The 14,368-nt window shown below is 59.1% G+C and carries 14 protein-coding genes; 5 read left to right on the plus strand and 9 right to left on the minus strand.

The annotated features are described in order from the left end of the window. Positions 1-41 precede the first annotated feature (41 nt). The 7 genes from ACR0E6_RS18535 to ACR0E6_RS18565 all read right to left on the minus strand — a co-directional run bounded on the left by ACR0E6_RS18535 (position 42) and on the right by ACR0E6_RS18565 (position 6,368). Positions 42-446, minus strand: coding sequence for a GNAT family N-acetyltransferase (locus tag ACR0E6_RS18535; protein WP_480586006.1), 405 nt, complete (start codon positions 444-446; stop codon positions 42-44). A gap of 253 nt (positions 447-699) precedes the next feature. Then, the gene (locus ACR0E6_RS18540) at positions 700-1,476 is read right to left on the minus strand and encodes a polysaccharide lyase family protein (RefSeq protein WP_170524342.1); all 777 of its coding nucleotides are present in this window, start codon (positions 1,474-1,476) and stop codon (positions 700-702) included. Between the two features lie 216 nt (positions 1,477-1,692). After that, complete coding sequence (locus ACR0E6_RS18545) at positions 1,693-2,520, minus strand: alpha/beta hydrolase (RefSeq protein ID WP_170455749.1); 828 nt, start codon at positions 2,518-2,520, stop codon at positions 1,693-1,695. A gap of 3 nt (positions 2,521-2,523) precedes the next feature. After that, positions 2,524-3,402, minus strand: a complete 879-nt coding sequence (locus tag ACR0E6_RS18550; RefSeq protein WP_170455747.1) for a tryptophan 2,3-dioxygenase — start codon at positions 3,400-3,402, stop codon at positions 2,524-2,526. A 63-nt stretch (positions 3,403-3,465) separates the two neighbouring features. Beyond that, positions 3,466-4,494 (minus strand): L-threonine 3-dehydrogenase, encoded by a 1,029-nt coding sequence (gene tdh, locus ACR0E6_RS18555; protein ID WP_480586118.1) that lies wholly within the window; start codon positions 4,492-4,494, stop codon positions 3,466-3,468. A 14-nt stretch (positions 4,495-4,508) separates the two neighbouring features. Continuing rightward, complete coding sequence (locus ACR0E6_RS18560) at positions 4,509-5,693, minus strand: glycine C-acetyltransferase (protein ID WP_170455743.1); 1,185 nt, start codon at positions 5,691-5,693, stop codon at positions 4,509-4,511. 111 nt (positions 5,694-5,804) lie between these two features. Next, on the minus strand, positions 5,805-6,368 hold the full coding sequence (locus ACR0E6_RS18565) for an XRE family transcriptional regulator (RefSeq protein ID WP_170634446.1): 564 nt from the start codon (positions 6,366-6,368) through the stop codon (positions 5,805-5,807). 117 nt (positions 6,369-6,485) lie between these two features. Here ACR0E6_RS18565 and ACR0E6_RS18570 point away from each other — a divergent pair, with 117 nt between their 5' ends. Further along, positions 6,486-7,661, plus strand: a complete 1,176-nt coding sequence (locus tag ACR0E6_RS18570) for an acetyl-CoA C-acyltransferase family protein (RefSeq protein ID WP_480586010.1) — start codon at positions 6,486-6,488, stop codon at positions 7,659-7,661. A 111-nt stretch (positions 7,662-7,772) separates the two neighbouring features. Here ACR0E6_RS18570 and ubiB read toward each other — a convergent pair whose 3' ends face one another. After that, positions 7,773-9,302, minus strand: a complete 1,530-nt coding sequence (ubiB, locus tag ACR0E6_RS18575; protein ID WP_170624742.1) for a 2-polyprenylphenol 6-hydroxylase — start codon at positions 9,300-9,302, stop codon at positions 7,773-7,775. Further along, on the minus strand, positions 9,302-10,054 hold the full coding sequence (gene ubiE / locus ACR0E6_RS18580; RefSeq protein ID WP_170524361.1) for a bifunctional demethylmenaquinone methyltransferase/2-methoxy-6-polyprenyl-1,4-benzoquinol methylase UbiE: 753 nt from the start codon (positions 10,052-10,054) through the stop codon (positions 9,302-9,304). Before ubiE ends, ubiB begins: the two co-directional genes overlap by 1 nt. Positions 10,055-10,140: 86 nt before the next feature. Between ubiE and mutM the strand changes: the two genes are divergently transcribed. From mutM to dnaA, 4 genes are all read left to right on the plus strand, one after another. Next, entirely contained in the window at positions 10,141-10,992 is an 852-nt protein-coding gene (gene mutM / locus ACR0E6_RS18585; RefSeq protein ID WP_170624741.1) for a bifunctional DNA-formamidopyrimidine glycosylase/DNA-(apurinic or apyrimidinic site) lyase, read from the plus strand. A 66-nt stretch (positions 10,993-11,058) separates the two neighbouring features. Then, positions 11,059-11,835: an enoyl-CoA hydratase gene (locus tag ACR0E6_RS18590; RefSeq protein ID WP_170624739.1), complete on the plus strand. Its 777-nt coding sequence runs from the start codon at positions 11,059-11,061 to the stop codon at positions 11,833-11,835. A 228-nt stretch (positions 11,836-12,063) separates the two neighbouring features. Further along, the gene (gene rpsT, locus ACR0E6_RS18595) at positions 12,064-12,327 is read left to right on the plus strand and encodes a 30S ribosomal protein S20 (RefSeq protein WP_039541017.1); all 264 of its coding nucleotides are present in this window, start codon (positions 12,064-12,066) and stop codon (positions 12,325-12,327) included. A 557-nt stretch (positions 12,328-12,884) separates the two neighbouring features. Then, on the plus strand, positions 12,885-14,273 hold the full coding sequence (dnaA, locus tag ACR0E6_RS18600) for a chromosomal replication initiator protein DnaA (protein WP_170634440.1): 1,389 nt from the start codon (positions 12,885-12,887) through the stop codon (positions 14,271-14,273). The last annotated feature ends 95 nt before the right edge of the window (positions 14,274-14,368 follow it).

The following is a 14,368-nucleotide window of genomic DNA, read 5'->3' on the forward strand; positions in this document are numbered from 1 at the left end:
GGCCCTTTTGGGCCGCTTTTTTTGTGGAGCGCTGAGAGCTTTTAGCGTTGATCGTGCGTCAGGTGCTTGGTCATTGAGACGGTGTTGGTGCTTCGGGACACCTCAACCCATCCCAGATGCTCGTACAGCCCAACGTTTTCGGGCATATCGACATGGGTGTTCAAACGCATCTCATCAAACCCCTGCCGTCTGGCCTCGGCTTCCGCAAGTTCGATCAGCTTCCGTCCCAATCCCTGCCCACCATGGTCGGGATGGACCGCCAGATTTGCCAGCTTGATGAAGCTGTCACTGGCAACAAGAACGATGCCGGCGATGATCTCATCGCCTTGCTCGGCGACCCAGACCTGATTATCCGCAATGTCCTCGGCGCAGCCCTCGGAAACTTTGGGTAAATCGGAGATCCTGTCGGCGTATTTGGCATAGGCCGCGTCAATGCAGGCTGCCAATCCACTGGCATCCTTCGCTTGTGCAGGCCGTATGGTGGGGGGGTGAGGTTTCAATTCGTTGCGTTGGAGTTGTTTCAGTTGTCTGATGTCATAGCCTGAAAAGCGGGGATTTTGAAGCTGACCGTAGTTGTATCAAAAGATGTTGGAATGGGCTTTCCGCAGAGGATCCGCATTCGCCAATAAGAAACACACGCCAGCTTTGCGAACAAAGCTGCCGATCACACTTTAAATGTCCCAACGCCTTCGAACTGTCTCACTTCTTGGGGCGACCATAGTACAGATTACGTACCTTCATTGTCAGACCATCCTTTGGCCAGGGTCGAAAAGGCGACTTTTTTCCGCTCTGCTTATAGGCAGTCCCGTAACCATTCAGCTTTGGACCCACTTGCCACTGTATCGGAGGACGCAAGTCCATTTTGTCTAAATGGCATTGTTGTTTCGCTTTGGTTCCACAGGCGGGAGGAATTGCATTCTGACCGTTCAGTGCAAAGATGCGTTTCCCTTCACAAAACACTTCCATGAAGCCGTCATTATTTTTTGACCATTTGACACGCATTTTAAATGACACCCATCGTCCGAAGCGGGACGGTGGAAAACACGTTCTGTCTTCGAATTTAGCGCCACCCGAGGAGTCAAGATGCAAGACGTAGATGTGGTTTTTTATCGTGTTAATCCGCTGCCATTCCATCAGCGTAAGTTTGCTTCTGGGAACGTTGCCTTTGCTATATCGAAACCCCGGCTCTATCCAAAAATCTAAACTGTATTCCACCGTTTGGCCGAGTTTTGCATACTTTTTTGCGTTAATTTGCGATCGGATGTTTCCATTTTTGCAATCGCTTTCTCCTCGACCATCGCCGTAGTTCTTTGAGCTACATTGACCTGGCAAAAGCGTGAAAATAACTTCGTTACCATTCAGTTTTGGGCTGCTTCCTTGAAACGTTGCTTCCTTAAATCCCTTTGGCGTGTCAGCTGACACTGGAACCGTGAAATACAGAGGTAGTAACACCAACATGGTCAGCAATTTTTGCATTTGATACCCCCCTTCAACTCACTAAACTCGATCAATGTAGCGACGAGAACAAATGCAGGCAACGGACTACCGCCTGTCACTCGTTCTTGAAACTACAGAGCGAGCCCTTTGTGTTCGAACCGGGAATACCCAGTTTCACAAGTCATGTGGGGTTCAAAGTGGTTGCTTTGGTCTGTGGCGCAAGGACCAAATCCGTCTGCCGTCCAACACCTGTGACTATCGAGACACGGGCAAAAACGTCCCCGGATGCATGATGATATCGAAATGCTGCATCCCCTTCTTCAAATCAAAGCCAACCGAATGCCCGGCCTTGCGCAGCAACTCGGCGTAATCGCGGCTTTGGCGGATGAACTCGGGTGTATCCCGCTCGGCCACGGTCACGTGGTAGCGTGGGCCGGGGCGGGGCAGGTGGCGGATCGGGGACAGGTCGTTGACCTCGACCGGTGTCAGTTGCAGCGGGTCGTTTACCGGGGTCAGGCTGATCGGCTCCAGATCGTAGACCCCGCTGATCAGGATCACATCGCGTACCCGCAGCCCGGCGCGGGCCAGATCGTTGGCGGAACCCGCCATGACCATGCTGACCAGCTGGGCCCCGGCGCTGTGCCCTGACAAGGTGATCCGCGAGGGGTCAAACCCAAGTGTTTCGGCCTGTGCGGCCAGCCACAGCAACGCGTCGCGGCATTCTTCAACCATCTCGCCGATCCGAGCATCCGGGGCGAGCGTGTAATTCAACGTCGCAAAGGAGTGTTCGGCCTCGACCAGTGCCGGGGCCATTATCGCCGACTCGCGCTGGCTGAGTGCCTGCCAATAGCCGCCGTGAATGAACACATGCAGCGGTGCCCCGGCACCCTTTGCTGGAAAGAAATCCAGAACCTGCGTGGGGCTGTCGCCATAGGCGAGGTTTTCCCGCACCTCCATCTGCGCCCGATACTGCGCGCTGAGCGCGGCGTAGCTGTCCAGATAGGGCGTCAGGTCGCCGCCGATCATCGACCGGGGGGAATATTCCTGATCCAACTCGGTCTGAGTGAAACCCCGATACAGCATCGCTTACTCCTGATCCTTGTACATCAATTCGGTGCGCACATCGTAGAGATCATGGAAAAAGCGCAAATCCAAGGCCTTGCGCAGGAAAGAGACACCGCTGGACCCTCCGGTGCCGGGCTGGTTGCCGATCACCCGCTCGACCGCTGTGACGTGATCGAAGCGCCAGCGCTGGAACAGGGATTCCACATCCATCAGCTTTTCGGCCAACGCATACAGGTCCCAATACCGGTCCGTGTCGCGGAACACCTGCACCCAGATTTTCACCACACGGCTGTCGCCCGAATAGGGATGCGCAAAGTCGCGGTCCAGCAGGTCTTGCGGCACGTCGAACCCCTGACGGGCCAGCATGAACAGAACCTCATCGTACAGCGACGGCTTGGACAGGGCGGCATTCAGCACCTGCATGACCTTTTCGTCATGGGCGTGAACCTTCAGGGTCGAGGCATCCTTGTTGCCCAGAATGAACTCGATCTGGCGATAGCCATAGCTTTGAAAGCCTGACGAACTGCCAAGCGCCTGCCGAAAGGTCATGTAATCGGCCGGGGTCATGGTCAGCAGCGTCTCCCACGCGGCGATCAGCTGCCGTTGGATCGCCTTGACACGGTCGAGGTTCTTCATCGCCGGGCCAAACGCGTCCTGTTGCAGAAAGCCGCGCACCTCGACCAGTTGGTGATGCATCAGTTTCAGCCACAACTCGCTGACCTGATGGATGATGATGAACAGCATCTCATCCGGCTGCGCAGGGTCCTGAAAGGTCTTTTGCAGGTTCAGCAGGGTCTTGAGCTGCAGGAAATCACCGTAACTCTTGCGGTGGGTCTGCGCGAAATCGGTGACCAGAGTCTCTTCGATCCCGCGTTCCAGATACCTGTCCTTGTCGCTCATATGCGTCTCCCAACACCTGCGTTTCCCTATGTTTAGGGTCTGAATCGGCTTGAGGCCAGAGCGTCAGGTCCAGTCCAGCACCACCTTGCCCGATTGGCCGGATTTCATTGCGGCAAAGCCTTCGGCAAAATCATCGACCTTCATCTGGTGCGTGATGACGCGGCTGACATCCAGACCGTTCTGCAACATGGCGATCATCTTGTACCAGGTCTCGAACATCTCGCGCCCGTAGACGCCCTTGATGGTGATGGCCTTGAACACGATCCGGGACCAGTCCACGGGGGATTTGCCGGGCGGGATGCCCAGCAGGGCGATCTTGCCGCCCATCACCAGCGCCTCGACCATCTGGTCCAGCGCGGCTTGCGAGCCGGACATTTCAAGACCCACGTCAAACCCCTGCGCCATGCCAAGCTCCGTGATGACGTCCTCCAGATCCTCCTTGGAAACATCGACGGGGCGCACGGTTGGCACCACATGCTCGGCCAGTTTCAGGCGGTCGGGGTTGATGTCAGTAATTACCACGTGCCGCGCGCCCGCATGGCGGGCAACGGCGGCGGCCATGATGCCGATGGGGCCTGCGCCAGTAATCAGCACATCCTCGCCCAGCAGATCGAAGCTGAGCGCGGTGTGTACGGCGTTGCCGAGCGGGTCGAGGATCGCCCCGATCTCGTCCGGTACATCGTCGGGCAGGGGGACCACGTTGAAGGCGGGCAGTTTCAGGTACTGCGCAAAGGCCCCCTGTTCGTTCACCCCAATGCCCCGCGTGCCGGGGTCGAGGTGGAACTTGCCCGCGCGGCTTTGGCGGCTGTCGGTGGTGATCAGGTGCCCTTCGCCCGAGCAGCGCTGACCGATCTCAAGCCCGGTCACGTTGCCGCCCATCTCGACGATCTCACCGGCAAATTCGTGGCCGGTGATCATCGGGATCGGCACCGTGGCGGCGGCCCAGTCGTCCCAGTTCCAGATATGGATATCGGTGCCGCAGATGCCGGTCTTGTTGACGCGGATCAGAACCTCGTCGGGGCCAATCTCAGGCACCGGGGCCTGCACCATCCACAACCCTTCCCCGGGTTTGGACTTTTCCAGTGCTTTCATTGTGTTGGGGCGCATCAAATCACCCCCAGTTCTTTGCCGACCTTGCCGAAGGCGGCCAAGGCGCGATCCAGATCGCCCTTGGTTAGAGCCGCATTCATCTGCGTCCTGATCCGCGCCTGCCCACGCGGGACAACGGGGAAAAAGAAGCCCGAGACATAGACGCCCTGGTCAAACAGGCGCGATGCCATCTCTTGCGCCAGCGTTGCCTCACCCAGCATCACCGGGATGATCGGGTGTTCGCCGGGCAGCAGATCGAAACCCAGTTTCTCCAGCCCCGCGCGCCAGTATTTCGCGTTGCCAAACAGTTGCTTGCGCAGCATGTCGCCCTGTTCGACCAGACGGATGGCCTCAAGCCCGGCAGCGACGATCGAAGGCGGCAGCGAGTTAGAGAACAGATAGGGCCGCGCCCGCTGCCGCAGCAGGTCGATCACCGGCTGCGGCCCAGCGATATAACCGCCGATTGCCCCCCCAAGTGCCTTGCCCAATGTTCCCGTCAGAATATCCACATCGACGCCGAAATGGTCCGGTGTTCCGGCCCCGTTCGGCCCCATGAAGCCGGTGGCGTGGCAGTCATCGACCATGACAATTGCGTCGTATTTATCGGCCAGTTCACGGATCTTCGGCAGGTTGGCCAGATAGCCATCCATCGAAAACACACCGTCAGTAGCGATCATGATATGCCGCGCCCCGTCCGTGCGCGCCTGTTTCAGCCAGGCTTCGAGGTCGTTCATGTCATTGTTCAGATAGCGATAGCGTTTCGCCTTGCACAGGCGCACCCCGTCGATGATCGAGGCATGGTTCAGGCTGTCTGAAATAATCGCGTCTTCAGGCCCTAACAAAGGCTCAAACAGCCCTCCGTTCGCGTCAAAGCAGGCGGCGAACAGGATCGCATCGTCCTTGTTTAGGAACTGCGCCAGCTTCTGTTCCAACTCACGGTGAATGTCCTGCGTACCGCAGATGAACCGGACCGAGGCCATGCCGAACCCTTTCGGCCCCATCGCGCCCTGGGCGGCCTCGATCAGCGCGGGGTGATCGGCCAGACCCAGATAATTGTTGGCGCACAGGTTGATGACCTGTTTGTCGCCCACAGTAATCTCACCGCCCTGAGGCGAGGTGATCATGCGCTCGCGCTTATACAGGCCTTCCGCTTCGATCTGCGCGAGGGTGTCCGTGATATGGGACAGGAATGCATCTGCCATGGCGGCCTCCGTTCAACCTGAGTCGCATATCTAACATAACGGAGGAATTTCCCAAATAGGGGAATTACAGTATGAAGGAAAAATATCCGTGAAGGCGGAAATTTGCCGGTTTCAAGCGTTCTTTACGATCAGGAAGACCCGGGCCGGTGCGCTGGCCGAGATGGAATGGGCGATATCTGCCGCATAGCGGGCAGTGTCGCCCTGTCTCAGCTCGGTTACGGCGCTGCCCGAGGTGACTTTGACCGCGCCGTCCAGCACGGTCAGTTGTTCACGCGCGCCGCGTGCGTGGGGCTGGCTGTTCAGCGCACCGCCTGCGTCGAACTGAATGTCATAGACCTCGTGCCCGCCGGCCTCTTCTGGCGGGGACAGGATGCGGATACGGCAGTTCTGGCCCATATTGTCGATGCTGGGCACCTCGGATTTCCTGAGCACTTCGATCTGGTCGGCGGTCTTGGTCCCCTCCAAAAGACCGGCGAAATCCACCTGCAGCGCGCGGGTCAGATTCCACAGGGTCGAGATCGTGGGGCTGCTTTCGCCCCGTTCGATTTGGCTGACCATGGATCGCGAGACGCCGCTGAGATTGGCGACCGCTTCCAGCGACAGGCCCTTGGCCCGGCGCGCCTCTTTCAACCGCGCGGGCAGCAGGTTCAGGATATCGTCTGTGTTTTCCGTCATGACGGAATCCTTGCGGGTTGAGCGGACAGATGTCAATTCCGGCCGTGACGGGACGTCCTGCGCGACAGTATCTTTCTGCATGTGCATACTGCAGCCAAAATTCAGCAGGAGAGATCCATGACCGATACCGTAATCCTTGATGGTGCCCGCACCGCAATTGGCACCTTTGGCGGCGCCCTGGCCTCGACCGCGCCGATCGATCTGGCGACCGTGGCGACCGAGGCCGCGCTGGAGCGTTCGGGCGTCGAGGGTGCCCAGATCGGCAACGTGGTGTTTGGTCATGTGATCAACACCGAGCCGCGGGATATGTACCTGTCGCGCGTCGCAGCGATGCAGGCCGGTATTCCGAATGGCACACCTGCGATGAACGTGAACCGTCTGTGCGGGTCCGGCGCGCAGGCGATTGTTTCGGCGGTTCAGTCGCTGATGCTGGGCGATGCCGAATTTGCCGTCGCGGGCGGGGCCGAAAGCATGTCGCGCAGCCCGTATATCGTGCCGCAGGCGCGCTGGGGCGCGAAGATGGGCGACATTTCCTCGCAAGACATGATGCTGGGCGCGCTGAACTGCCCGTTTGGCACCGGCCATATGGGTGTGACGGCCGAGAACGTGGCTGACGAACATCAGATCAGCCGCGAGCAGATGGATGAGTTCGCCATGGCCAGCCAAACCCGCGCGGCAGCGGCGATTGAGGCCGGTCTGTTCGACAGCCAGATCGCCCCGGTGCAGGTGAAGGTCAAGCGCGACATGGTTGACTTCAAGGTGGACGAGCACCCCAAGGCGACCTCGCTTGAGGTGCTGGCCGGGCTGCGTCCGGTGTTCAAGAAGGATGGACGGGTGACGGCGGGCAACGCCTCGGGCATCAATGACGGTGCGGCGGCGATGGTGCTGGCGACGGCGGATGCGGCTGAAAAGGCCGGTCTGAAGCCCAAAGCCCGCGTGTTGGGTTACGCCCATGCTGGCGTTCGCCCCGAAGTGATGGGCATCGGTCCGGTTCCGGCGGTTCAGAACCTGCTGAAAAAAACCGGTCTGTCGGCAGAGGATTTCGACGTCATCGAAAGCAACGAGGCGTTTGCTTCGCAGGCGCTGGCCGTCAATCAGGAGCTTGGGCTGGACGCGTCGAAGGTGAACCCCAATGGCGGCGCAATTGCGCTGGGTCACCCGGTGGGTGCAACCGGTGCGATCATCACGCTGAAGGCGCTTTATGAGCTGGAGCGCACAGGTGGGTCCAAAGGTCTGATCACCATGTGCATTGGTGGTGGTCAGGGGATCGCCATCGCCATCGAGCGGCTTTGATCTGAAGCCGGGCAGGGGGGCTGTCTGCCCCCCATCGCGCCCTGGCGCGATTCCCCCCGAGGATATTTCTGGCCAGATGAAGCGGGCGGGTTGGGTTAATGGGGCCTGACCCTAGCTGAGCGCGTTGAGCAGCAAGACCAATGCCGCGCCTGCTGCAGCGCCAATGGTGGCGGGCAGGGCGGCGGACCAAAGTGGCGATTTTGGGGGTTCGTCTTTTTGCGTCTGGGCGATCAGGGCGTTTTCGACCAGTGATGGCAGGCGCGGGCCGAACCGGGCCAGTACCATTGCAGTCTTGCCGAAATCTCGCAGCGCCGCGCGGGGACCGATGGATTGCTTGATGTAATCCTCGACCACGGGACGGGCGGTTTCCCAGATGTTCATATGCGGGTCCAGCGAACGGGCCACACCCTCAACGACGACCATGGTGCGCTGCAGCAAGATCAGTTCGGTCCGGGTTTCCATGCCGAAGCGCTCGGTGACTTCGAACAGGTAGTTCAGCAGGCGGCCCATCGATATGTGCGAGGCGTCCATGCCGAAGATCGGTTCACCCACCGCGCGCAGGGCGCGGGCGAATTCATCGACATCCCGGTCGGCGGGGACGTATCCGGCCTCGAAATGGACCTCGGCCACGCGTTTATAGTCGCGGCGGATGAAGCCAAAGAGGATCTCGGCATAGACCCGGCGGGTATATTCGTCGATATGGCCCATGATGCCGTAGTCATAGGCGATGATGTCCCCGTTTGCGGCGACCTTCAGGTTTCCCTGATGCATATCAGCATGAAAAAACCCGTCGCGCAGGGCGTGCAATAGGAACATTCGCAGTACACGTTCCGCCAAATCGCGACGGTTATGGCCTGCGGCGTCCAGCGCGTCGTTGTCGCCCAGCGGGATGCCATCCGCCCAGCTGAGTGTCATCACGCGCCGCGCCGAGAGCGACCATACCACGGGGGGCAGCCAGAAGCCTGCGTCGTCTTTGGTGTTGGCCGCGTATTCCGAGGCGGCGGCGCTTTCCAGACGCAGGTCCAGTTCCCCGCGTACCACGCCGTCGAAATGTTCGATGACCTCCATGGGCCGCAGGCGGCGCGCGCCGGGGGCGAACAATTGCACAATGCGGGCGGCGAAATAGAAGGCGTCCACATCCTTGCGGAAGGCGCGCTCGATCCCCGGGCGCAGGACCTTGACGGCGACGTCTTCGCCGGTGCTGACCAGCTTGGCCTTGTGGACCTGCGCGATGGAGGCGGCAGCGATCGGCTCGCTGAAATCGCTGAATATCTCGGCGACGGGCTGGCCCAGTTCCTTTTCAACCTCGGCCAAAGCCTCGGATTTGGAAAAGGGCGGTAGCTTGTCCTGAAGAACGCGCAACTGAGCGGCCAGTTCATTGCCCACAACATCGGGTCGGGTGGACAAGACCTGCCCGAACTTGATGTAGGCCGGACCCAAGGCGGTAAGGGCGCGGGTTGCGGGCGGCATGTCGGGATCGCCCTTGTAGCCCAGCCACTGGAAGGGTTTGCCCAAAGCATGGGCGACGAAACGCAGCGATTTGGGCGCCTCGAACGCATCCAGCACCACGTTCATGGCGCCTGTGCGCTCGAGCGTGGCGCCTGTACGGATCAGGCGTATAATGTTGTGAGGGCCGCGCATTAAATCTTCCAGCCGGAATGCAGCGCGGCGATGCCCATGCTGAGGTTGCGGTACTTGGCGTTTTCGAAACCGGCCGTGCGGACCATGGTCAAGAAGGTGTCCTGATCAGGGAATTTGCGGATCGATTCCACCAGATACTGATAGCTGTCATAGTCGTTTGCGATCAGCTTCCCCATGCGCGGGATGACGTTGAAACTGTAGAGGTCATACAGCTTCTGCAGCCCGTCATTGGGCAACTGGCTGAACTCCAGCACCATCAGGCGACCGCCGGGTTTCAGCACCCGGAACGCCTCGTTCAGGGCCTCTTGCGGGCGGGTGACGTTTCGGATGCCGAATGAGATGGTGTAGACGTCAAAGGTGTTGTTTTCGAACGGCAGGGCCATCGCATCGCCCACCACCCAGTTCAGACTGTCTGACATCTGATCGGCCTCGGCACGTTGGCGGCCTTCGACCAGCATCGGTTCGGTCAGGTCCAGAACGGTGGCGTGGCCGTGGCCCGCGCGCTTCAGGAACCGGAAGGAAATATCGCCGGTGCCGCCCGCCACATCCAGCAGCCGCTGACCGGGGCGCGGGGCCAGCCAGTCCATCATCGCGTCTTTCCAGACCCGGTGAATGCCCATCGACATGACATCGTTCATCACATCGTATTTCGAGGCGACCGAGTTGAACACGCCCTGTACGCGCCCGGCCTTGTCAGCCTCGCGCACGGTTTCGAACCCGAAATGAGTGGTCTTGTCGTTGGTGTCGGACATTTGCCTTGCCGTTCGTCGAATTTCGCCTCTGTTATAGGGCCATAAGAAGCGGGCACAATGCGGCCCTTTGGAATAGGAGCCATCTAATGCCCGAATTGCCCGAGGTCGAGACAGTAAGACGCGGCCTGAGCCCTGCAATGGAAGGGGTGGTGATCGAGCGCGCGGATGTAAACCGACCCGATCTGCGCTGGCCTTTCCCGGATCGGATGGCCGAACGGCTGACCGGGCAGCGGGTAGAGCGGTTGCGGCGGCGGTCGAAATACATTCTGGCCGATCTCAGCAGCGGTGAGACGTTGCTTATTCACTTGGGTATGTCAGGGCGGATGACGGTTTCGGGCGATCCGCTGGGGCAGTTTGTGCATGACCATCCTGCGGCGCAAAAACACGACCATGTTGTATTTCACATGGCCAACGGTGCGCGCGTCACCTTCAACGACCCGCGCCGGTTCGGGGCGATGGACCTGCTGCCGACGGCCACCGCCGAGGCACATAAGCTGCTGGCGGTTCTGGGGCCGGAACCGTTGGGGAATGATTTCCACGAACAGCACCTGATCGACGCGTTCAGGGGCAAGAACACACCTGTGAAATCCGCCCTGCTGGACCAGGGAATCGTTGCTGGGTTGGGGAATATTTACGTCTGCGAGGCTTTGTATCGCGGAAAGGTGTCGCCACGTCGCAAAGCGGGGCAAATTTCTTCGGCACGTGTCTCGGGTCTTGTGCCGATCATCCGGCAGGTGTTGCAGGACGCCATCGACGCAGGCGGATCCTCGCTTCGCGATTTCCGCCAAGCCGATGGAGAACTTGGATATTTTCAGCACAGCTTTGATGTCTACGGGCGCGAAGGCGAACCCTGTCGGACCGAAGGTTGTAGCGCCCGGATCAAGAGAATCACCCAGTCCGGTCGCTCAACTTTCTATTGCGCGCAATGCCAAAGATAACTTGATCCAGCTTTTGCGCGTGATAATGACTCGTATCTGAACGGAACAACCGGAAGCTTTCACCTCATGGCTTTTGAGACGATCATCGTCGAAATCGAAGACCACGTCGCCCTTATCAAGCTCAACCGACCGGACGCGATGAACGCGCTGAACACTCAGCTGCTGGGTGAGTTGTGCGATGCGCTGGAAGACGCTGACCGCAACGACAAGGTGCGCTGCATCGTGATCACCGGCTCGGACAAAGCCTTTGCCGCCGGTGCGGACATCAAGGAAATGTCCGAGATGAGCTTTGTCGATGTGTTCAACACCAATCTGTTTGCTGACGCCAACGACCGCGTTACAGCTATCCGCAAGCCAATCATCGCCGCCGTTGCGGGATATGCGCTGGGCGGGGGCTGCGAACTCGCGATGATGTGTGATTTCATCATTGCCGCCGATACCGCTAAATTCGGCCAGCCCGAGATCAATCTGGGTGTCATCGCAGGCTTGGGGGGCACGCAGCGTCTGACCCGCTTTGTGGGCAAGTCGAAAGCGATGGACATGAACCTGACCGGTCGCTTCATGGACGCCGAAGAGGCCGAGCGCGCAGGTCTTGTCAGCCGTGTAGTCCAGGCCAAGAAGCTGATTGAAGAGGCGATGGGGGCAGCCCAGAAGATTGCCGAGAAATCACAGCTGACCGCGATCGCCGCCAAAGAGGCCGTGAACCGCAGCTATGAATTGCCGCTGAACGAAGGGATGCTGTTCGAGCGTCGTGTCTTCCATTCGATGTTCGCGACCGAAGACCAGAAAGAGGGCATGGCCGCCTTCCTGGAAAAACGCGCAGCCCAGTTCCGCGACAAGTAAACCAGCAGAGCAATTGAAACAGGCGGGCCCGGCCCGCCTTTTTTCATGGCCGCTATGCGCCGGTAAAGAATCGGCTTGGCAAAGACCGCAAACTTGGATAACTAGCGCCGCTATACATGCGCGTGCGGCCCGCCTGGCCCGACTCACACTCGTGATTTCTGATCCGGTGCGGATATGTCCGTGGCGCGCAACCCAAGATAACCGTACCGAACAAAGGTCAAGAAACACATGGCTAACTCGCCCCAGGCAAAGAAGCGCGCACGTCAGAACGAAAAGCGTTTCGCCGTTAACAAAGCGCGCCGTTCGCGCATCCGCACCTACCTGCGCAAAGTTGAAGAAGCGATCGCATCCGGCGACAAGGACGCGGCCACCGCAGCCCTGCGCGCCGCTCAGCCCGAGCTGATGCGCGGTGTCACCAAAGGCGTCTTCCACAAGAACACCGCAGCCCGCAAAATGTCGCGCCTGTCGGCCCGCGTCAAAGCACTGGGTTAAGCTTTTTGGGTGACCTAGGGTCATGTCAGAAAGGCTGAACTAAATTGAAAGGCGTCGCGGGCAGCGGCGCCTTTTTCACGTGTTGCCGGAATACCGCGCCCTCACGAAACCGAGAGATTCTTTCGGCCAAAGAGCCGAGTCAATATCAGAGTTTCGTTGCCGCGACCCATTTCATCTTGCTACCACTGTTACAGCGATTCACTCGCTTGGGGGGACAGGCTGTTTCCTCGGTCAGACTGACGGGCATCAGGATGATTGAGGAGCTAGCGTCGTTGACCGGCCTTGGCCGGGCTGCCGATCTGCCATGGATCTCGGGATAACCGCTGATCCGGGCCCTGTCTAAAAAAATGTGTTTGCGATGTGCCACCCGGTTTGCCGGACGCTGTTGTTTTGTTTGGCGTCTGAACCTGGCAGTACTGACATTCGGGCGAATAACCCGCCGGACTACTCGGTCCGGCGCACCGTATCCCTGTGGGTGTGTTTTCGTAATCCGGGTTACCGGATCCGTATGAATAAGGCCGACAGGCCAATAAAGAATGGGATGCGTGAGGCGCTTGATGACACAAGAGAAATGGGGACTACTGCGTAATAAATTGCTTAAGGTGATTGGCCGGAACAACTACACGACCTGGATCGAACCGCTGGAGTTCGAAGAGCTGCAGGACGGTGTGGCGGTGTTTTCCGTGCCGACAAACTTTATGGGCAATTACGTAAGCCAAAACTTTGCCGACCTCATTTTGTATGAACTGAACACGTCGGGCGAATCCGTGCAGCGCCTGGATTTCCGTGTTGCCGCAAATACGCCGGCGCGCCCCAATCCCGTTGCGCGCCCTCAGGCCGATCCCGAGCCTGTGGCAGAAGCGCCTGCTGCCAGATCAGATGTTGCGCAGGAGGCCTTGGATTCCCTTCAGGCTGCGCCGCTGGATGCGCGCTTTACCTTTGACAGCTTTGTCGTCGGCAAGCCGAACGAATTGGCCCATGCCGCTGCGCGCCGCGTCTCGGAGGGCGGGCCGGTGACGTTCAACCCGCTGGTCCTGTATGGGGGTGTCGGTCTGGGTAAGACGCACCTGATGCATGCCATTGCGTGGGAGTTGAAAACCAAGCATCCCGAACTGAACGTGCTGTACCTGTCGGCAGAACAGTTCATGTACCGCTTTGTTCAGGCCCTGCGCGAGCGTCGGATGATGGATTTCAAACACCTGTTCCGCTCGGTCGATGTGCTGATGGTCGATGACGTGCAGTTCATCGCCGGGAAGGATTCGACGCAGGAGGAATTCTTTCACACATTCAACGCGCTGGTCGATCAGAACAAGCAGATCATCATTTCGGCCGACCGCGCCCCCGGTGAAATCAAGGATCTGGAAGAGCGCGTGAAGTCGCGCCTGCAATGTGGTCTGGTCGTTGACCTGCACCCGACCGATTATGAACTGCGTCTGGGCATCCTGCAGAACAAGGTGCAGCAGCATATCAGCACCTATCCGGATCTGGTTATCGCGGATGGTGTGCTGGAGTTTCTGGCCCATCGCATCTCGACCAACGTTCGGGTGCTGGAAGGCGCGTTGACGCGTCTCTTTGCCTTTGCCTCGCTGGTTGGGCGCGAGATCGATATGGAACTGACGCAGGATTGTCTGGCCGACGTGTTGCGCGCTTCGGAGCGCAAGATCACCGTCGAAGAGATTCAGCGCAAAGTCTCGGATTATTACAACATTCGTCTGTCCGACATCATCGGTCCGAAACGCCTGCGGTCTTATGCACGTCCGCGTCAGGTGGCGATGTATCTGTGCAAGCAGCTGACCAGCCGGTCCCTGCCCGAGATCGGGCGCCGCTTTGGCGGGCGCGACCACACCACCGTCATGCATGGTGTCAAACGCATCGAAGAGCTGAAAGTGACGGATGGCCAGATCGCGGAAGACGTGGAAATGCTGCGTCGCGCGCTGGAAGCCTGAGGTTTACCCCTAAAACCACTCAGAGACGCCTCGGGACTTGAGTTCCGGGGCGTTTTCTTGTGCGCAATTGTCCACGGTCGCGGATGAACTGTGTC

The organism is Ruegeria sp. AP12 (genome assembly GCF_056540025.1).

Excerpts from the sequence above, each read along its gene's own strand:
- ACR0E6_RS18540 (WP_170524342.1), bottom strand. The coding sequence starts at position 1,476 with ATGCAAAAATTGCTGACCATGTTGGTGTTACTACCTCTGTATTTCACG.
- ACR0E6_RS18545 (WP_170455749.1), bottom strand. The coding sequence starts at position 2,520 with ATGCTGTATCGGGGTTTCACTCAGACCGAGTTGGATCAGGAATATTCC.
- ACR0E6_RS18550 (WP_170455747.1), bottom strand. The coding sequence starts at position 3,402 with ATGAGCGACAAGGACAGGTATCTGGAACGCGGGATCGAAGAGACTCTG.
- tdh (WP_480586118.1), bottom strand. The coding sequence starts at position 4,494 with ATGAAAGCACTGGAAAAGTCCAAACCCGGGGAAGGGTTGTGGATGGTG.
- ACR0E6_RS18560 (WP_170455743.1), bottom strand. The coding sequence starts at position 5,693 with ATGGCAGATGCATTCCTGTCCCATATCACGGACACCCTCGCGCAGATC.
- ACR0E6_RS18565 (WP_170634446.1), bottom strand. The coding sequence starts at position 6,368 with ATGACGGAAAACACAGACGATATCCTGAACCTGCTGCCCGCGCGGTTG.
- ACR0E6_RS18570 (WP_480586010.1), top strand. The coding sequence starts at position 6,486 with ATGACCGATACCGTAATCCTTGATGGTGCCCGCACCGCAATTGGCACC.
- ubiB (WP_170624742.1), bottom strand. The coding sequence starts at position 9,302 with ATGCGCGGCCCTCACAACATTATACGCCTGATCCGTACAGGCGCCACG.
- ubiE (WP_170524361.1), bottom strand. The coding sequence starts at position 10,054 with ATGTCCGACACCAACGACAAGACCACTCATTTCGGGTTCGAAACCGTG.
- mutM (WP_170624741.1), top strand. The coding sequence starts at position 10,141 with ATGCCCGAATTGCCCGAGGTCGAGACAGTAAGACGCGGCCTGAGCCCT.
- ACR0E6_RS18590 (WP_170624739.1), top strand. The coding sequence starts at position 11,059 with ATGGCTTTTGAGACGATCATCGTCGAAATCGAAGACCACGTCGCCCTT.
- rpsT (WP_039541017.1), top strand. The coding sequence starts at position 12,064 with ATGGCTAACTCGCCCCAGGCAAAGAAGCGCGCACGTCAGAACGAAAAG.
- dnaA (WP_170634440.1), top strand. The coding sequence starts at position 12,885 with ATGACACAAGAGAAATGGGGACTACTGCGTAATAAATTGCTTAAGGTG.